This is a genomic window from Ruegeria lacuscaerulensis (assembly GCF_013033355.1).
In the GTDB taxonomy this organism is placed as follows: Bacteria; Pseudomonadota; Alphaproteobacteria; order Rhodobacterales; family Rhodobacteraceae; genus Ruegeria; species Ruegeria lacuscaerulensis_A.
In genome coordinates this window covers 172,875-192,578 of sequence record NZ_WQDY01000003.1, presented here as the reverse complement: position 1 = coordinate 192,578, position 19,704 = coordinate 172,875, and the positions used below count along the sequence as shown (strand labels likewise).

Genomic DNA, 19,704 nt, shown 5'->3' with positions numbered 1-19,704 from the left:
TCAAACCTCGATCGTTTTCGGGCGGCGGCGTTCGAACCACATCACGATCATCAGGCGCGTCACGAAGATCGCGGTGAAGACCGAGGTGAGGATACCCAGACCCAGAGTAATGGCAAAGCCGCGTACCGGGCCGCTACCCATGGCAAACAGGATCGTCGCCGTGATGAATGTGGTGACGTTCGCGTCCAGAATGGCCGACAGTGCCTTTTCATAACCCAGTTCAATTGCACGGGCCGGACCTCGGGCGGATTTCAGTTCCTCGCGGATACGTTCAAAGATCAGCACGTTGGCATCCACCGCCATGCCGACCGTCAGCACGATCCCCGCGATCCCCGGCAGAGTCAGCGTCGCCCCGATTAGTGATAGAAGGCCAAACAACAGCCCGACGTTCAGGATCAACGCGATATTGGCGAAGATACCGAACAAACCATAGCTGAGCGCCATAAAGACCAGCACAGCCACAAAGGCCACGATGGTCGCCACTTTGCCAGCGTCGATGCTATCTTGCCCAAGCTCTGGGCCGATGGTGCGCTCTTCCAGGAAATCCAACCCAGCAGGCAGCGCGCCTGCGCGAAGCAGGACGGCCAGATTAGTGCTTTCCTCGACGGTAAAATTACCGGTGATGATGCCCGACCCGCCCGGAATGTGGCTCTGGATCACAGGGGCCGAGATCACCTCATCATCCAGCACAATCGCAAACGGCGCACCGATGTTTTCCAGCGTATAGTCGCCGAATTTACGCGCGCCCGAGGTGTTGAACCGGAAGCTGACTGCCGGGCGGCCGTTCTGGTCGAACGCGGGCTGGGCATCGACCAGCTCCTCACCCGTTACAACAGGGGCCGAGTCGATGATGTAATACACGCCCTCTTCGTCAATCGAGGGCACAACTTCCTGCCCGATACCCGGCGTTGCATCTGCGTCGGTGGTGCGACCGCCGACGGGATTGAAGGTCAGTTGGGCGGTCGTGCCGATGATGTCCTTCAGCTCACCCGCCGAGCCGATGCCTGGCACCTGAATCAGGATACGATCCGCGCCCTGGCGTTGAATCGTGGGCTCGCGGGTGCCAACTTCGTCAATCCGGCGGCGGATGATCTCAAGCGATTGGCGCACGGTGCGGTCGTCTGAGGCCAGCTTTTCGGCATCCGACAGTTGCACAACGATGGAGTCGCCCTCGGCGCGGGCTTCGATATCCGTCGCGCCGACGCCCGAAAGCGTCTGGACCTGACGGGCCAAACCGCGCACGACCTCAAGAGCACGGGCCATCCCCTCGGGCTGGCTTATGCGCACGCGAATCTCGTCAGGGGCCGAGTCCTGACGGCGGATCGTGCCAACCGTAGCCCGCTCATCGCGCAAAGCGTCGCGGATTTCCGGCCACATGGCATCCATGCGGGATTCGTAGACGTCCTGAACCTTGACCTCGGCCAAAAGATGCGCGCCGCCGCGCAGGTCCAGCCCCAGATTGACCAGCGAGGACGGCAGCCAATTCGGCCACTGCGCCGCCTCAGCCTGCATGTCTGGGGTGTCGATGCCAAGCTCGATCGCGGCTTTGGCATCGTTGGATTGCTCGACGCGCGTGTAGAACGCATTCGGCAGGGCCATGAGCAGGCCGATCACGCAGACCGACCAGATCAGAACCCGCTTCCAGGTATCAATTTGCAGCATTACCCTGCCTTTTCAACGAGATATCGCGCGAAATTACTTCGCAGGCTCGGTCTTGTTCAGAACCTGAGCGATGGTCGATTTGACAACACGGACCTTGACGTTTTCAGCCAGCTCGACCTCAATCTCGTTCTCGCCTTCCTTGACCTTCGACACTTTGCCGATCAGACCACCTTGGGTGACGACCTGATCGCCCCGGCGCACGGCCTCGACCATGGCCTGATGTTCCTTCATCTTTTTCTGCTGCGGACGGATCAGCAGGAAATACATGATCGCAAAGATCAGGATCAGCGGGAGAAACTGGGCGATTGCGCCACCTTCCATGGGATATTCCTTTTGGTTTGGTGTTTGCGGAAAGGCCCGCAAATTTTGCGAGAACCTATTCTTTGAACTGACTGTTTGCAAGGAATGGCGGTACAGGTTTTTGCACCCAAACTTAGATAATGCGCAAAGATTTGGCCAAGCGTTGCAGTTAAGTCCTAGAAACAAGCGCTTGCGTCGATATAGTTGAACCGCGGGGGGTCCAATGGCGCACATTCATCTGAAACTGGGATTGCTACTCCAGATACTAGTCACGACAGTATGGGTTTGCCTTTGTGCGGCGCCTGCTTCTGGTCAGGAAACGGTCGAAGTCCCTGTCGAAAATGAAGAACAATCCGAGACTTTCAAAGCACCCGTTATCGTGGACGGTGATACTCTGTTTTTCTTACGTGGTTCCAGTGCACTACCAGCATCGGAACGCGCCGAAGCAGTACAGGAAAAAATAATAGAAGCGGCCGAAGCTTCGGATAGCCTCGAAGTCACAATCACTTATGAGGATACTGAACTCGGCACACGCATACTGGTCGACGGACTGTCGGTATCGGTTGTGACAGTCGCCGACGCGGAACTGGAGCAAATTGAACTGGAAGTTCTCGGTTTTCTCCATGGCGAGGCCATTGAGCAAGCGATCCAGGCCTACAGGTCCAATCGAACTGATCAAGCGCGAGTTTCCGGAGCGATCGAAGCCACCGCATGGACAATCGGCTTTGCTATCTTTGTTGCAATAATCCTTTGGCTGCATCGCAGGATCAGACGCAAGACGCTGAAATTCGTACAACGGCATCTGAAGGACGTGGAGACTGCCACCGCCAAAAGCGTTCAGGCTGAAGCAATTGCCGCACTGGTTCGATATGGCCTGAATTTCGTTCTGCTGGTGATCTTCTTTCTGGGTTTCTACTATTATCTGTCCTTCGTCCTGCTCGCCTTTGCAGAAACCCGGTACTTTGCGCAGCTTCTGCTGACTTACCTGACTGAGCCTGTTCTACTGATCTTCAAGGGCATCCTTAGTTACATACCCAACTTGATCATGCTGGGTCTAATCAGCTGGGTCACGCTTTATATCATTCGGGGCATGCGAGTGTTCTTTGACGCCGTCGAGGCCGGGTCATTCGATCTGGGGGATTTTGAAAAACACTGGGTGAGTCCAACTTTCAACATCGCACGCGTCGTCGTCATCCTGATCGCGCTGGTCTTTGCCGTTCCTTACATTCCGGGATCAGATTCCGCTGCTTTTCAAGGCTTGACCATTCTTGTAGGCGCGATGCTGTCACTAGGTGCGAACTCGGTCGTGTCGAACATGCTGGCCGGGCTGTTCGTCATTTACCGCCGCTCGACCTCAATCGGGGATCGCATTCAGATTGGCGACCACATTGGCGACGTGGTTCAGATCAAGCTGATGGAGACACATCTGAAATCCATCAAGAACGAACTGATCTCGATCCCCAACGCGCAGCTGATGAACTCGGACGTGGTGAATTTCTCAAAGAAAACCGATGGCAGCGGGCTGCTGCTGCACACCACCGTCGGCATCGGATATGAAGAACCGCCCGAAAAGGTCGAGGCCATGCTGATCGAGGCCGCCCGCCGAACCAAAGGGATCAAAGCCAAGCCCGAACCCTTTGTTTTGTGGACGGCTTTGGCCGATTACGCGATCAATTACCAGATCAACGGCTATAGCACGCGGGGCAGCATCATTCCCAAGATCCGATCCGACCTGCACCGCAATATCGTGGCCGTTTTTAATGAAAACGGAGTACAGATCATGACCCCATCTTACATGGCTGATCCACCCGAACCCAAGATCCCGGTCGAAGAATGGGATGGCCATCTGGCGCATGAATCCCACGAGGGCGCGGATAAGTCGTAACCGGTGCTACACCCTGCGGTTCAGATGGTGCATAAGCGGTCTCAGTGATTCACGCATTCAAGGATCTGAGACATGCACGACATCCGCGCCATTCGCGAAAACCCTGCCGCCTTCGACGCCGCCCTTGCGCGCCGTGGGGACGCGCCGGTGTCGTCGGACCTGCTGCGGTTGGACGAAAGCCGCCGCGCTAAAATTTTGGCCGCTGAGACCGCACAGGCCGAACAGAACAAGGCCAGCAAAGAGGTCGGTGCTGCCAAAGCGCGCGGTGATGAGGCCGAGTTCGAACGCCTGCGCGCGCTGGTAGCCGAGAAAAAGGCCGAGATCGCCCAAATGCAGACCGAGGCCAAGGACCTGGACGCTCTGCTTGCGGATCAACTAATCCGCATCGCCAACCTGCCCGCCGAGGACGTGCCCGAAGGCGCGGATGAAAACGACAATGTCGAGGTCAACCGCTGGGGCAACCCGCGCGAGCTGGACTTTAACCCGAAAGAGCATTTTGAGATCGACGCCGTTCAGACCGGTATGGATTTTGAAACCGCCGCTAAACTGTCCGGCTCGCGTTTTGTGCTGCTGTCCGGCGGCGTCGCCCGCATCCACCGCGCGTTGGCGCAGTTCATGCTGGACACACATATCAATGAAAACGAACTGACCGAGGTGAACGGCCCCGTACTGGTTCTGTCGGAAATGATGCAGGGCACCGGCCAATTGCCGAAATTCGGAGAGGACAGCTATCAGACCCGCGAAGGCTGGTGGCTGATACCGACGTCCGAGGTTTCGCTGACCAATATCGTCAACGACACAATGATCGAGGAAAGCTACCTGCCCCGCCGCTATACCGCGCATTCCCTGTGCTTCCGGTCCGAGGCTGGCAGCGCGGGCAAAGACACACGCGGCATGCTGCGCCAGCACCAGTTCGAAAAGGTCGAGATGGTCTCGGTCACGCATCCGGACAATTCGGACGACGAGCAGAAACGCATGCTGCGCTGCGCCGAGGGCATTTTGGAGAAACTGGGCGTGCCCTATCGCACCGTGATCCTGTGCACCGGCGACATGGGCTTTGGCGCGCGCCGCACCTATGACATCGAAGCGTGGCTGCCCGGTCAGAACACGTATCGTGAGATCAGCTCGGTTTCGACCTGTGGTGATTTTCAGGCGCGCCGCATGAACGCACGATTCCGTCCCGAAGGCGGCGGTAAGCCGGAATATGTTCACACGCTGAACGGTTCGGGTCTGGCGGTCGGGCGTTGCCTGATTGCGGTGCTGGAAAACGGGCAGAACGCCGATGGCACCGTCACCCTGCCCGAGGTGCTCTCCCCCTATCTTGGCGGCAAGCTGACGCTGCAAACGGACGGAACGCTGGCATAAGAAAACCGGCGCGCCGCAGCCGCCGGTTACAACAAGATCAAAGGGCGAAGAGGTCTTACTTCTTCGCCTTTTTCTTATCCTTTTTCTTGCCGCTCTTCTTGTCATCTTTTTTCTTACTGTCTTTGGCTTTGTCGTCCTTTTTGGACTTTTTGCCCTTCTTCGTCTTGGCCTTCACCTTATCCTTGGCTTTCGAAAACACGGCTTCCATCTCTGCCCGTTTCTTCGCCGCTTTTTCAGCCTTGGCCTTAGCTTTGGCCTTTTTCTTTGCCTTTGCTTCGGCAGCTTCTGCTGCTGCTTTCTCCTCGGTCGCTTTACGCGCCGCGTCTTGCGCACGTTTTTCGGCGGCGGCAGCGGCCACGGTCTTGCGAGCCGCAGGTTTACGCGGGGCCGGTTTGCGTACGGCCGTCCGGCGGGCTGCAGGTTTTGCAGTTGGTTTGGTTGCAGGTTTGGACGACACCGCCTCTTTCGCGGCGGCAATCAACAAAGGAGCGCGCGCCGCCCCAATTCGCGGGACCTTGACCAGATCAGCGGGGTTTGCCTTGGCAATGGCTTCGGCTGTTTTGAAGCCATTGGCTACAAGCGCTTTTCCCAACGCTTCGCCTACACCTTTGACATTGGTCACTGCGGTCATTCTTTGTCCTTTCTTCATCGCCCAATAAATTGTATATACACAGAATATACAATTCCGCAAGCGAATATGATCTATACGCTAGCTGCTATGGGCCAGATTTGTTGTCCGCGTCTTCTTTGGGAACGGTACCAGTCGTTTGGCATCCTCGTCCCACAGCTTGAGGTTCAGTGCCGCGACGGCCTCGGGGAACTTGATCCGGCGGGGCGTATATTCGGCAGGAAGGTTATAGTGGCATTCGCGCAGCCGATAGGATGGGATACGCGCATTGAAATGATGGATGTCGTGCAACGTGATGCAAGCGACAGCATTGTCGAACCACCAGCCGAAATCCAGCGCAGAGGAACCATGCAAAGCTGCCAGCTTGGGGTCAAGGTCGGGACGGCGGTCCCAGTAGGTGTCCTCGAAATTGTGCTGGAGGTACACAAGGAACACACCCAGCATCCCGCCCAGAAATGAGAACACAATCCACACCAAAACGCCGGTACCGCCAGCGATGAGGTAAAGCAGACCCAAAAATACGACGATCGACAGGTTGTGCAGTACCACCCCCGCCACCCCAAACCGGACAGTGTTTTTGGGCCAGCGATAACGAATGAAATAGGTAAACAACGCACCTACTGGAACCAGAATGAACGGATTGCGATAAAGGCGATAGAAAAAACGGGTTTTCCAGTCTGCCTCATTCCATTCACGCAGGGTCATGGTGTGGATTTCACCGGTTTCGCGATGTTCCAGATTGCCTATGCCCGAGTGGTGAAGGTTATGGTTCTGCTTCATCACTTCAAAAGGGGCAAATGTGAAGGGGGACAGCCCGTGCCCCGCCCACTCGTTTTGCTGGCGCGTCTCGAACAGTGAGTGATGCCCGCAATCATGCTGCAAGACGTAAAGCCGCACAGCTGAGAAGGCAAAAACTACTCCGGCAGGGATCATGATGAACCATTGATCCACATATGCAATCGCCAGCGCCAGCGACGTAAAATAAACGGCAAAAGTTCCAAAGTAACTCAGTGCAGCCAGGCGATTGTCCTGGACTGCGTATTGTCGTGTGTATTCCCTAAGATCCATCCAGCCCGCCCCTCACGATGGCCCGGTTCAATATCAACATGAAATTAAGCGCGGAATCTCCGCATGCAACCCGTGCGTGCAGAAACAGATGCACGCGCTTGAATGCTAGCGCGCAGTTCGAGGCATGTCACGCCCTACCGCTGAAAATGCTGAAAATTGGCGCAGTTACGCGCGACCTTTGAGATGCTTGGCTAAAGCACCAGCGTTTTTCTTGCGCCGTCCCTTGTATGGGTTCTTGTCACCCTGCCCGCGCAGCGTCAGGCGGATGGGTGTGCCGGGCATGTCAAAATCCTCTCGCAGACCATTGACCAGATAGCGGTTATAGCTTTCGGGCATCTTGTCAGGGTGCGAGCACATCACCACAAATCCCGGCGGGCGGGTTTTGGCCTGTGTCATATAGCGCAGTTTGATTCGGCGACCTTGCGGCGCTGGCGGCGGGTGCTGCTCCAGCATTGCGGTCAGCCACCGGTTCAGCGCCGCAGTCGGTACACGGCGGTTCCACACATCATGGGCCCGCAGGATGGCAGAGCGCAAGCGCTCCAGTCCCCGGCCTGTTTTCGCAGACACGGTGATCAGAGGCGCGCCGCGCAACTGCGGCAGCAGACGTTCGAAGGATTCCTTGAGGTCGCGCAGTTTCTCCTGCTTTTCCTCTTCGATATCCCACTTGTTCACCGCGATCACGACCGCGCGCCCTTCACGCTCGGCGAGGTCGGCGATGCGAAGGTCTTGCTGTTCAAACGGAATCGCCGCGTCCAGCAGAACCACCACAACTTCGGCGAATTTCACTGCGCGCAGGCCGTCTGATACAGATAGCTTCTCGAGCTTTTCCTGCACTTTTGCCTTTTTGCGCATACCCGCCGTGTCGAAAATCCGCATCGGCGTGCTATCGCCATCCGGGTCAGCCCAGTCAATACGCAGGCTGATCGCGTCGCGGGTAATCCCAGCCTCGGGGCCAGTCAGCAGACGATCTTCGCCCATGATTTTATTGATCAACGTAGATTTTCCGGCATTCGGACGACCTACTACGGCCACCTGCAACGGCTTGGCCGCAGTGATCAGAGGCGTTTCGCCCTCACCATCTTCATCCAGTTCGATATCGGTGTCCGGGGCCTCATCCTGCGCCTGCTCTTCGGCCGCGTCGGCCAGAGGCATCAGCTGAGTATAAAGGTCCGTCATCCCCTCGCCGTGTTCACCCGACAGGCGGACGGGTTCACCGAGACCCAGATTATAAGCCTCAAGCACACCGGCATCGGCGGCCGAGCCTTCGGCCTTGTTCGCCGCAAGGATCACATGTTTCGAACGTTTGCGCAGGATATCAGCGAAAAGCTCGTCGGTCGGTGTCACGCCAACCCGCGCGTCGATCATGAAAAGGCAGACATCGGCCATGTCCACCGCACGCTCGGTCAGACGGCGCATCCGGCCCTGCAAGCTGTCATCGGTCGCGTCCTCAAGCCCGGCGGTGTCGATCACGGTAAAGCGCAGATCGGCCAGACGCCCCTCGCCTTCGCGCAGGTCTCGCGTCACGCCTGGCTGGTCGTCGACCAGGGCCAAGCGTTTGCCCACAAGGCGATTGAACAGGGTGGATTTGCCCACATTGGGGCGCCCCACGATGGCGAGGGTCAGCGACATGATACTAAACTTTCAAGACTCAGACGCGCCATTTAGCGCATCTTTGCGTCAACGGAAAGCGTGTAGATCACCTTTGGTCGATACGACATACAGCGTCTGCCCCGCCACAACCGGCGCCGTTGTCGCCCCGCCAGGCACTTCCGCACGGTTTAACAGCGTCCCGTCGACGGGATTGAAGAACCGTACAAAACCGTCGTTCGAGGCAACAACAATGCGCCCCCCAGCCAGAATGGGCCCATAATGCGCAACGATCGGTCCTCGGCGATTGGGTTTGTCCTTGACAAAACCCGGCAGATCCTGCGCCCAGATGATCGACCCATCGGACGAGTCCAGACGCACCAACTGGCTGCGGTCGCTGATCTGGAACAGGCTTCCGCCAACCGGCCATACAGTGTCGATTGCGCCTTCATCGGCGGTCCATTTCCTCTCGCCCGATCCGATCTCGAACGCCACGGTCCGGCCCGAATGGTTGCCGATATAGATAGTGTCCCCGGCCACCATCGGCCCTCCGGTCACATCCACGATCTGGGCCGCCGCCCGTCCACGACGCCCTCCGGCGACCGAAGCATTCCAGCGACGAATTCCGCCCTTGCGAAAAGTAGCCGCCACATCGCCGGACCCAAATGCAAACACCGCAAAATCCTGAGCGATCACAGGGGCCGGAGCCCCCAGAACATTACCCACGCTCGGTGTGCCTTGAATCTGCCAGGCAATGCGTCCGTTGCTGGTATCCACCGCCCAACCTGTTTCGTCCCCTGCGACCAGATAGAGCAGCCCATCGTTGACCAGTGGCGCGCCACTTCCTGTCGCGTTCAAGCGCTTTTGCCAGCGGATTGCCCCAGTCTTGCCATCCAGTGCTGTCAGACGGCCAAACCCGGACGACACGTAAAGCACCCCGTTCGCATACGCCATTCCGCCGCCGGTTGCGTCCTCGTCACCATCATTTGCGGGAATAAGGTTCGTGCTCCAAGCTTTCTGACCCTGAGTCGAGGTCGCGGTCACATTAGCCTCGGAATCAAGCGTGTAGATCAATCCGCCTGCGACGACGGGCTCTGCTGTGATCCGTTGTTTGCGCGAATCCCCTTTGCCAATCGACGCCGACCAGACCCGTTGAGGGGTCGCGCGCAGTTGCGGGTGCGTTGTACGATAGGCAACAGTGCCAGGACTTTGCGACCAATTGGCGTTGGCCTGTTGTGCCGGCAGGCTGATTGGTTTCGATCCGCGTGTCTCGACTGCTTCATTGTCCGAAGCTGGACGAATATCCTCGCGGACGCCGGGAAGGATGACCTGAGGTTCCTCACATGCCGCCAGAAGCGTGACAGAGGCCAATGCGACCGACACTCCAACGCGAGAAAAGAGACTTGTTACCATGATGATCCGAACTCGTCTGTCAGTGTTGTTTGCGCCGCAGTTCAGCCCTGACGGGCCACTAAGGGTTCCGGTACGCCCCCAAGGGCCACAATCAGTTGCGCAGCGCGCTGCTGCAGGTCAGCACCGATCTCGGCATCTTGGCGCAATGTCTGCAACCGTTCGATAGCCGCATCGGTGTTACCCTCGGCGACGTCTATCAGCGCCAGCTGTTCTTCAGCCAGCAACCGCAGCGGTGCACCGGGCGCAGCCAGCGCCTCGAATTGTTGGCGGCGGTCTGCTGCGGGCATCGTATCGCTTTGCAACAGCAGCGCTTTGAAAGCGGCAATCGCACGGTAGATTTCTGGCAGGTCCCCCTGAACCGCAATCGTGTTCAGGCTATCCACTGCATCCTGCTCGGATCCGGCTTCAACCTGTGATGCGGACAGCAGCATGTTTAGAACAGCGTCACCACCCGGCGAGGCACTCTCGACTGCTGCAAGATCAGTCGCGCGTTCACCCGAGTCGTTCTTGGCCAGCGCTGCAAGAATCGCGTCGCCTAAATCCTGAGCCTGCGAAGTTGCCCGCGATTTGCGGATTTCGTTGAACGCGGCACCGCCGACGATAAGAACCACAAGCAGGACACCAATCCACCCCCACCGGCGCAACAGCAGGTAAAGGCGGTCTCGGCGCACCTCTTCGGTCACCTCATCAATAAAACTGTCGACGTCGCTCATCCCTGCCCTCCGGGCTGTGTCAGTGGTGTATGGCGCCATGTCATACCCCGGCACCCTTGCCAAGCCAAGGGCCGGAATTCGCACATTTTCACCCTATCCCGTCAGGGTTGCGCAAAAATGTGAACCAAACTATTCAGTTCAGCGTAGAAAAGATACATAATCAGGCCCACATTTATGCCTGAGCGCCGAAGAAATCTTGGCGAAGAATTCTGGGAGAAATTCTACATGCGTTTGATTTCACTGGTAAATGCCTTGCTCGTTGTCGTCGCGCTGTTTCTGCTAGTCTTCGAACGCGACGCCCTTTTCGCTTTGGCTGGCCGTGCGGAAGCCGACGAAAATGTCGCTTCTGACGCACAAGGTGAGGCTGTTTCGGGGGCTTCTCAGGCCGTCGTCGGTGTTGTTGCCGTTAGGTCATCCGCACGCGAAATTGACAGTGCTGTTCTGCTGCGTGGGCAGACGAAAGCCAACCGGCAGGTCGAAGTTCTGGCCGAAACAACCTCGACCGTGATCTCAGATCCCAAACGTAAGGGCAGCTTTGTGAAAGCCGGCGACTTGCTGTGTGAGCTTGATCCGGGCACGCGTCCAGCCAGCCTGGCCGAGGCCATGGCGGGCAAGCTGGAGGCCGAAAGCCGTATCCCCGAAGCCGAAGCCCGTCTGGAAGAGGCGCACGCCCTGGTCGCAGAGGCCGAGATCAATCTGACCGCCGCCGAGCGCCTGTCTGAAACCGGGTTCGGCTCGGAAACACGCAAAATTTCAAGCCAGGCGGCCATGCGCACAGCCGAGGCAGGGATCAAGACCGCCGAGGCGGGGCTTGAGGCGACCCGCGCAGGCATTGAAGCCGCCATCGCCGAAGTCGAAGCCGCGCGGCGCGAAATTGATCGTCAGACCATTGAGGCACCTTTTGACGGTCTGCTGGAAAGCGATACGGCTGAACTGGGTAGTCTGATGCAACCGGGATCTTTGTGTGCAACCGTGATTCAGCTGGACCCAATCAAGTTGGTTGGGTTTGTCCCCGAAGCCGAGGTCAACCGTGTGATTGTCGGGTCCGAGGCCTCGGCAACATTGGTGACCGGGCTGCAGGTCGCCGGTCGCGTCACATTTCTGAGCCGATCGGCCGACGAAACCACGCGAACCTTCGAAGTTGAAGTTACCGTTCCCAACCCCGATCTTTCGATCCGCGACGGTCAGACTGCGGATATCCGCATTGCCGCGGAAGGCGCCAAGGCGCATCTGCTGCCGCAATCGGCCCTGACCCTGAACCACGAAGGAAAAGTGGGCATACGGACGATCGGCAGTGGCAACGTGGTCGACTTCAAGCCTGTCAGTCTGCTGCGCGACTCGTCAGAGGGCGTGTGGTTGGGTGGGTTGCCCGAAACCGTTGACGTGATTGTTGTTGGTCAGGAATTCGTAACCAGCGGTGTGACGGTTGAGCCTACATACAAGGAACCCTCCGAATGACCGGTATCGTCAGTTGGGCCGCTGGCCGGGCGCGCATGGTCCTGGCCTTTATCGCGATTTCGCTGGTGATCGGTGGTTTTGCCTATGTTGGCCTGCCCAAGGAAGGCGAGCCGGACATCGAAATCCCTGCCCTGTTCGTTTCGGTTCAGTTTCCAGGGATCTCGGCCGAAGACTCTGAGAACCTTCTGGTCAAACCGATGGAGACCGAGCTGGCCGACCTGGACGGCCTGAAAGAGATGACCTCGACGGCGGCAGAAAGCTATGCCGGGGTCGCGCTCGAGTTCGACTTTGGCTGGGACAAGACAGCCATCATGGCCGATGTGCGCGACGCGATGAACAGTGCTCAGGCCGAGTTTCCGGACGGGGCCGAACAGTATTCCCTGACCGAGATCAACTTTTCCGAATTCCCGATCGTGATCGTCAACCTGACCGGAGCAGTCCCCGAACGCACGATGGCGCGCGTTGCCAAAGATTTGCAGGACGATCTTGAGGCCATGGACTCGGTTCTGGAAGCCGGCATTGCGGGCAACCGGGACGAACTGCTTGAGGTCATCATCGACCCGTTGCGGCTTGAGGCTTATGACGTCACGGCCGCTGAATTGATCAACGTCGTCCAGAACAACAACCAACTGATTGCAGCCGGTGAGGTCGAAACCGAACAAGGTACCTTCTCGGTCAAGATTCCTTCATCGTTCAAAACGGCTCAGGACGTGTATGACCTGCCGGTCAAGGTGAACGGTGACCGCGTCGTCACGATGGGAGAGCTGGCGCAGATCAATTATACGTTCGAGGATCGCGAAGGCACTGCCCGGTTCAACAGCGAATCCACCGTCGCCTTGCAGGTAGTCAAGCGCAAGGGCTTCAACCTGATAGACACGGTTGAAGACGTCAAAAAGACCATTGCCGAGGCTCGCACCAAATGGCCGCCCGAGATGCAGGCCGCGATCCAGCTTGGCACATCGAACGACCAAAGCCGCATCGTCGGATCAATGGTTAGCCAGCTCGAAGGCTCGGTCCTGACGGCGATTGCACTGGTTATGATCGTGGTGCTGGCCGCATTGGGTACACGTGCAGCCCTGCTGGTCGGGTTCGCCATTCCGACCTCGTTCCTTTTGTGTTTCGCCTTTCTTGCAGTTATGGGTGTCAGCATCTCAAACATCGTTATGTTTGGTCTGATCCTTGCGGTGGGCATGCTGGTCGACGGCGCGATCGTTGTCGTGGAGTATGCTGACAAACGCATCAAGGACGGCGTCGGGCCAATGCACGCCTATGTCGAAGCCGCCCAGCGGATGTTCTGGCCTATCGTGTCCTCGACCGCGACAACGCTGTGCGCGTTTCTGCCCATGCTGTTCTGGCCCGGTGTACCGGGTGAGTTCATGGGCATGCTTCCGGTCACCCTGATCTTTGTTCTGTCAGCCTCGTTGATCGTTGCCCTAATCTACCTGCCGGTCATGGGCGGTGTTTCGGGCCGTCTGAGCCGTATGTTTGACCGCGCCTCGCACTGGCTACGTGCGCGGTTCTCATGGAACATGCGCGCCCTGATGGTGCCGCCCGCCCTTCTGCTGATGTTCCTGGGCGCGATGCAAATGTTGAACCCAGCCTTCCTGATTCCTGCGGGTGGCCTTTTGTTGGGCGCGGTTCTGTTCATCCTCGGAGCTTTTGCCGGGTCGATCACGCTGAGCGCGATCAAGATCGAGCGCGCTCCGGATCAGCACGTGCATACTGTGCGCGAACACACTCGGTTCGGGCATTTCATCAAGTTTCTGGTTGGCAACCCGATCATGCCGGTCGTTTCCATCGTCGTCGTTGCCATTCTGGTGATGGCGGTCATGTTCGCCTACGGCAATAACAACCGCGGGGTCGAGTTCTTTGTCGAAAGCGAGCCAGAGCAGGCCACGGCCTATGTCCGCGCACGGGGCAATATCTCGTTGGCAGAAAAAGACGAGATGGTGCTGGCTGCCGAGCAAATCATTGGTGCCCATCCTGCGGTCATCAATGTGTTTTCGTTTGCGGGTGAAGGGGGGCTGAACCAGAACAACGGTGGCGCACAGGCACCGGCCGACACGATCGGTCGCGTACAGTTCGAGATTATCCCGTGGGAGGACCGCCCTACCCTGTCCGAGCCGATCCTCTTTGGCCTTTTGGACCGCCAGACGATCGCTCCGGAGTATGACGGTGACTTCGTTCTGGATCAGTTGAACGCGGAACTGGCGACGTTGCCAGGGATCGTGGTTGAGATCCTGCCCTTGGAACAAGGCCCGGCTTCGGCCAAACCGGTGCACCTGCGCCTCAAGGGCGACAACCGAGAGCAGCTGACAGCCGCCACGACCGCCGCGCGGGCGATGTTCGACGAAACTCCCGGCCTAATCAAGATCGAGGACACCCTGCCGCTGCCGGGTATCGACTGGCAGATTGACGTCGACGTCGCAAAAGCGGGCCGGTTTGGCGCAGATGTAGCGACCGTAGGGGCGATGGTGCAACTGGTCACGCGCGGCCTTTTGCTGGGGGAAATGCGCCCCGAAACGGTCGATGAAGAGATCGAGATCCGTGTCCGTCTGCCCGATGAAGATCGCGTCTTGTCGACGCTGGATACTCTGAAAGTCCGGACAGCCGACGGACTGGTCCCGCTTTCCAACTTTGTCACCCGCCAGCCGGTTGCAAAACTGGCCGAGATCAACCGTGTCGACCAGCAGCGATACTTCGATGTGAAGGCGGATGTGGAACCGGGCCTCAGCAAAGTTGCAACTCAGGCCGCTGACGGTACCTCCACAAGGTTGGCCGTGCTGCGACAGGTCGCTGAAGACACGACTGCAACGGATTTCAGCCTGACTGGCACCAACGGTGTTGAATACGATGTTGTGTTGCTGTCTGGGTCCGAAGACGTGGGCGCCCTTCAGGCGTTGATCGACGAAGGGTCCGCGTCGATCTCGCCGGTGAACCCCAACGAACGCATTGCAGTGCTGACAGAATGGCTGGACACGAACCCCTTTGGTCCGGCGATCTCTTGGGAATGGACCGGCGACCAAGAGGAACAGGCCGAATCCGGGGCTTTCCTTGCCAATGCATTCTTGGGTGCGCTGGGGTTGATGTTTGTGATCCTGTTGGCGCAATTCAACAGCTTCTACAACTCGGTTCTGGTGCTGTTGGCGGTGGTGCTGTCGACCACCGGTGTGTTGCTGGGCATGATGGTTATGCAGCAACCCTTCTCGATCATCATGACGGGGACAGGGATCGTAGCTTTGGCCGGGATCGTGGTGAACAACAACATTGTTCTGATCGACACCTATCAGGAATACAGCCGCTACATGCCTCGGATCGAGGCGATCATCCGCACCGCCGAGGCCCGTATTCGTCCGGTTCTGCTAACCACCCTGACCACTATGGCAGGTCTGACCCCGATGATGTTCGGCCTGTCGCTGGACTTTATCAACGGTGGTTATTCCATCGACAGCCCGACTGCGCTGTGGTGGAAGCAGCTTGCAACAGCCGTGGTCTTTGGTTTGGGAATTGCAACCATCCTGACCCTGATCGTCACGCCATCATTCCTAGCCCTGCGCGTCTGGGTTTCGACCTATGCAGTGTTGCTTGCGAAACTTGTGGTCCGTGCGTCCAGCGGTCAGTCCAGTCAGGTCGCCCAGGACATGGAGACCGACAAGGCTGCACTTGAAGCACAATCGGCCGAAGTGATCTGGGACGACAAACCCGAAGACCCGCGCAAGGACACTCCACCGGGGTCACCTCTTAGGGCCGCTGAGTAATACATCGGGGTCGGCAGTGCCGGCCCCGCTTCTTTACAGGCGCGTCCAGGATTGATGAGCGCAGATATGATGCTCGCAGCCATTCACCCGCAGAGTATCGCCCTCAAGCGTCATCTGCGGCACGGCATCCACGTCAATCAGGGGAACCCAGAATTCGCCCCCTCCGTATTTGCCATTGCCTTCGCTGGTCACATCCCAAAACAGTTTCTTACCGATGTTGGGCGTCTGAACCTCTTTGCCCGACGCGTCATACGCCGACAGGATTTGCCCGCAAAACGCATCGCCACACGCGGTAATCTTGATGTGCGACGTCAGGTTCTTGCGATCCGGCTCGGTCTTCCAGACGCCTATGATCGGGTCATCTCCGGCCCAAGCTGCACTGCATGTCAGCGTTGCTACGCAAACGAAGGATATCCACGAAAACTGACGCATTCCAACACCTACGGAGAATATCCCGAAGTCTAGCACAAAATTACGCTGCTTGCGCGTCCGATTGCTGCCGGTTCCACAATTGCGCGTACCGACCTTCACGCTGCAGCAATTCGTCATGAGTGCCTTGTTCGATGATCTCGCCACGTTCCAACACAACAATACGATCGGACTCGGCGATTGTGCTAAGACGATGGGCAATGGTCAGCACCGTGCGTCCTTTGCCAGCTTGGGCCAACGCGTCCTTGATCTCTTGCTCGGTGTCGGTATCCAGCGCCGATGTCGCTTCGTCCAGCAAGAGGATCGGAGGGTTCTTGAGCAACGTGCGCGCGATCCCAACCCGCTGCTTTTCCCCGCCTGACAGTTTCAGCCCACGTTCCCCAACCTTGGTGTCATAGCCTTCGGGCAACGTAACGATAAAGTCGTGGATTTGCGCCGCTCTTGCGGCGGCTTCGACATCCTCTTGTGTGGCACCATTGCGGCCGTACGCGATGTTGTAGCGGATCGTATCGTTGAACAGTACGGTATCCTGCGGGACAACTCCGATGGCCGAATGCAGGCTGGTTTGCGACACGTCCCTTACGTCCTGCCCGTCGATTTTCAATGCCCCGCCGGTCACATCATAGAACCGAAACAGCAGACGCCCTATTGTGGATTTACCCGACCCTGTTGCCCCCACGATTGCCACAGTCTGCCCCGCAGGAACGGTCAACGACACGCCCTTCAGGATTTCACGGTCAGGATCATACCCAAACCGGACATCCTGCAGCGTCACCTCGCCGCCGGTCACATCCAGCGCGGGCGCATTGGGCTTATCCGTTACCTCGGCCGGCTGCTCTAACAGATCGAACATCTGCCCCATATCAACCAGAGCCTGCCGGATCTCACGATAGACCGTTCCCAGAAAGTTCAAAGGCACCGTAATCTGGATCATGTAGGCATTCACCATCACGAAATCGCCCACGGTTAATGTGCCAGCCTGCACGCCCAGCGCGGCCAGCACCATGACCCCGATCAACCCACAGGTAATCAGGAAGGACTGCCCAAAATTCAGGAAAGCCAATGAGTACGCCGTTTTGAGCGCGGCCCCAGCGTAAGCCTTCATCGACACGTCATACCGCTCAGCTTCGCGTTCTTCCGCATTGAAATACTTGACGGTTTCAAAATTCAGCAGACTATCGATGGCGCGTTGGTTGGCTTCGGTGTCCTGATCGTTCATCTCACGGCGCAATTTTACGCGCCATTCTGTGACCGCAAAAGTGAACCAGATGTAAAGCGCGATGGTGACCGCGACCACAACCAGATACCACACGTCGAACAACCACATCAGGATGATCGCAACCAATAGCAGCTCAAGGATCAAAGGCCCGATAGAGAACAATAGGAATCGCAGTAGAAAATCGACCCCCTTGACGCCACGCTCGATGATCCGGCTAAGGCCACCGGTACGGCGGGTCACGTGATAGCGCATCGACAATTGGTGTATGTGCTGAAAGGTCTCAAGCGCCAAGGCCCGCAATGCCCGCTGACCGACAGGTGCAAACGCCGCATCGCGCAACTGCTGGAACCCCACCGTCATCATCCGCGCAACACCGTAAGCGACCGTCAGCCCAACGGCTCCGAGTGCGAGCGGAGGCACCCCCTCGGCGGCAAGGCTGTCAACCGCGCCCTTGTAAAGGATCGGCGTGTAGACAGCGATCAGCTTGGCGATAACCAACATACTCATGGCGATAACGACACGTCGTTTCACCCATGGCTCATCCTCGGGCCATAGATAGGGAGCGACCTTGCGGATCGTTCGCCAGCCGGAACGGCGTTCGTCGACCTTGGGCATGTCTTCAGAATGCATATGGGCTGCTCGTCTCATCACGTACCAAACCTGCGGTCAGAGATTGGCCCCTGACCCAAGAGGGCCAGAGGTACAGGATTACTCGGGAATGGTGAAGACCTGCCCTGGATAGATCAGATCAGGATCACGAATCGCATTGCGGTTGGCTTCGAACACACGCACGAACAAAAGCCCGTCCCCATAGCGATCACGCGAGATTGCCCACAACGTGTCGCCCTCCTGAACAGTGACCGAACGGATGACCGGCGCATCGGGTGCGGCAGACCCATTGGCGGTATCAGCAGCACGCAGAACCTCTAGCGGTTCACGCTTGAAGGGCGTCTCAAGACGGCTGACAACGGTACCGTCCGTACCGACCTCATCCACCCGCAGGGTGTAAACACCGGGGTCGACCCCCTCAAGCTCGCTTCGCCACTTACCGTCATCGGTTGGCGGCAAATCCGCAACCAATCGGTTGTTCAGGTAAAGGCGCACCACCGAACCATCAGGCACGCGGCCCGTCAACTCGACATCACCAGCGTCAGAATACCCGATAGTGTCCAGTGCAACCTGATCCGATGCGCTGTCCTGCGGAGACGCAGGTTGCACCAGCTCAACCCCGTCTTCACCCGAACGCAGTATCGCAACCTGTTGATTTTGGGTTTCTTCCTGCACAGGCTCTTCCGGAGCGTCAAGCACAGCATCCGCGGTCGGAGCGGTTTCCGCTTGCGCGGTGTCACGCTGTTCGCCGCCCTGTGTCGGGGCGCTCGTCTCGTTCTGTTCATCGTCGGACTGCTGACTGGCGCTCGCGACCTGATCATCCTCGGACGCTGACGTCTCGGTCTGCGCAGTTTCAGCAATTGCCGAAGAGGATTCCTGCGCTTCGGGCGTTGCCGGCGTGTCTTCAGCGGGTTCAGCCGCCGCAATTTCGACCTTGGGCTCGGGCAAGGCGGCGATCAAGTAGTCATCCGACCGGACCGGCTGATCGTCTTTGTCTGTCTCCAACACAAGCCCCCGCGCGGTGTTGGCGAACGGGATCGTGACGAATACGGCAAACTGGCCGCTGCCGTCGACCGTAAAGCTGTGCAGAGTTTCCCCATCCAGCAGGACGCGCACCAAAGCACCTGGCTCAGCCGAGCCGGACAGAACCGCGTTCCCGTCCGGTTCAACGAATATCTGATCAAGAGTCGGCGGTGACAATTCGGGCGCCGCTTCAGTTTCTGCTTGGGCCGTTTCGGCTTTAGGCTCTGCGGGAGCCTCGGTCTCAGCCGCTTCTGTGTTTTCCGAAGGCCTTGGTTTGCTGCCTTCACCCTCGGACACGGCCGCGCTTTGCTCTGTTGCGGTGTCTTGAACCGGCTGATCGACCACATCCGTTTGAGCGCCCGACCCTTCGGGCTCTTGGTCAAACACCCCGGACATATAGGCCCCTGCGGCCCCGACCAGAACCAGTATCCCGATGATCACCCCCCAGGTGACAGGACCGGTGCTTTCGCTTCCCGACTTGGCGTCCATTTTTTTCCTTTCACTCCGCAGCGCAAATGCTTTGACTTCCACACATTCTGCGTGACGGTTGAGCCAATCTATCAATCCCGCTATCAGGGGTCAAAACC

Annotated in this window: 14 protein-coding genes; 4 read left to right on the top strand and 10 right to left on the bottom strand. The window is 58.1% G+C overall.

Going from position 1 to position 19,704, the window contains the following annotated elements; genetic code table 11:
- Both secD and yajC read right to left on the bottom strand, forming a co-directional pair.
- Positions 1-1,662: a protein translocase subunit SecD gene (gene secD / locus GOW48_RS07050; protein WP_170752524.1), complete on the bottom strand. Its 1,662-nt coding sequence runs from the start codon at positions 1,660-1,662 to the stop codon at positions 1-3.
- Between the two features lie 33 nt (positions 1,663-1,695).
- Complete coding sequence (yajC, locus tag GOW48_RS07045; RefSeq protein WP_170325331.1) at positions 1,696-1,983, bottom strand: preprotein translocase subunit YajC; 288 nt, start codon at positions 1,981-1,983, stop codon at positions 1,696-1,698.
- A 202-nt stretch (positions 1,984-2,185) separates the two neighbouring features.
- Here yajC and GOW48_RS07040 point away from each other — a divergent pair, with 202 nt between their 5' ends.
- A complete protein-coding gene (locus tag GOW48_RS07040; RefSeq protein ID WP_170354560.1) occupies positions 2,186-3,847 on the top strand; it encodes a mechanosensitive ion channel family protein in 1,662 nt (553 codons plus the stop codon).
- Positions 3,848-3,919: 72 nt separating this feature from the next.
- Positions 3,920-5,212 carry a serine--tRNA ligase gene (gene serS, locus GOW48_RS07035; RefSeq protein ID WP_170752523.1) on the top strand — a complete coding sequence of 431 codons (1,293 nt, stop codon included), beginning with the start codon at positions 3,920-3,922 and terminating at the stop codon, positions 5,210-5,212.
- Positions 5,213-5,267: 55 nt separating this feature from the next.
- On the opposite strand, the gene GOW48_RS07030 is transcribed toward serS, so the two are convergent.
- From GOW48_RS07030 to GOW48_RS07010, 5 genes are all read right to left on the bottom strand, one after another.
- Positions 5,268-5,843 (bottom strand): helix-hairpin-helix domain-containing protein, encoded by a 576-nt coding sequence (locus GOW48_RS07030; protein ID WP_170752521.1) that lies wholly within the window; start codon positions 5,841-5,843, stop codon positions 5,268-5,270.
- Positions 5,844-5,921: 78 nt separating this feature from the next.
- Entirely contained in the window at positions 5,922-6,908 is a 987-nt protein-coding gene (locus tag GOW48_RS07025; protein ID WP_170752519.1) for a fatty acid desaturase, read from the bottom strand.
- Between the two features lie 165 nt (positions 6,909-7,073).
- On the bottom strand, positions 7,074-8,537 hold the full coding sequence (gene der / locus GOW48_RS07020; RefSeq protein ID WP_170752517.1) for a ribosome biogenesis GTPase Der: 1,464 nt from the start codon (positions 8,535-8,537) through the stop codon (positions 7,074-7,076).
- Positions 8,538-8,585: 48 nt separating this feature from the next.
- Positions 8,586-9,908: a PQQ-like beta-propeller repeat protein gene (locus GOW48_RS07015; RefSeq protein ID WP_170752515.1), complete on the bottom strand. Its 1,323-nt coding sequence runs from the start codon at positions 9,906-9,908 to the stop codon at positions 8,586-8,588.
- Between the two features lie 41 nt (positions 9,909-9,949).
- Positions 9,950-10,621: a hypothetical protein gene (locus GOW48_RS07010; RefSeq protein ID WP_170354566.1), complete on the bottom strand. Its 672-nt coding sequence runs from the start codon at positions 10,619-10,621 to the stop codon at positions 9,950-9,952.
- A 225-nt stretch (positions 10,622-10,846) separates the two neighbouring features.
- Between GOW48_RS07010 and GOW48_RS07005 the strand changes: the two genes are divergently transcribed.
- Positions 10,847-12,079 (top strand): efflux RND transporter periplasmic adaptor subunit, encoded by a 1,233-nt coding sequence (locus GOW48_RS07005; RefSeq protein WP_170752513.1) that lies wholly within the window; start codon positions 10,847-10,849, stop codon positions 12,077-12,079.
- On the top strand, positions 12,076-15,837 hold the full coding sequence (locus tag GOW48_RS07000; RefSeq protein ID WP_170752511.1) for an efflux RND transporter permease subunit: 3,762 nt from the start codon (positions 12,076-12,078) through the stop codon (positions 15,835-15,837). The genes GOW48_RS07005 and GOW48_RS07000 overlap by 4 nt, the downstream gene beginning before the upstream one ends.
- Before the next feature lie 33 nt (positions 15,838-15,870).
- Here GOW48_RS07000 and GOW48_RS06995 read toward each other — a convergent pair whose 3' ends face one another.
- From GOW48_RS06995 to GOW48_RS06985, 3 genes are all read right to left on the bottom strand, one after another.
- Positions 15,871-16,269, bottom strand: coding sequence for a DUF2147 domain-containing protein (locus tag GOW48_RS06995; protein ID WP_170752509.1), 399 nt, complete (start codon positions 16,267-16,269; stop codon positions 15,871-15,873).
- 40 nt (positions 16,270-16,309) lie between these two features.
- On the bottom strand, positions 16,310-18,115 hold the full coding sequence (locus GOW48_RS06990; RefSeq protein WP_170752507.1) for an ABCB family ABC transporter ATP-binding protein/permease: 1,806 nt from the start codon (positions 18,113-18,115) through the stop codon (positions 16,310-16,312).
- 78 nt (positions 18,116-18,193) lie between these two features.
- Positions 18,194-19,606, bottom strand: a complete 1,413-nt coding sequence (locus GOW48_RS06985; protein ID WP_170752504.1) for a LysM peptidoglycan-binding domain-containing protein — start codon at positions 19,604-19,606, stop codon at positions 18,194-18,196.
- Positions 19,607-19,704 lie beyond the last annotated feature (98 nt).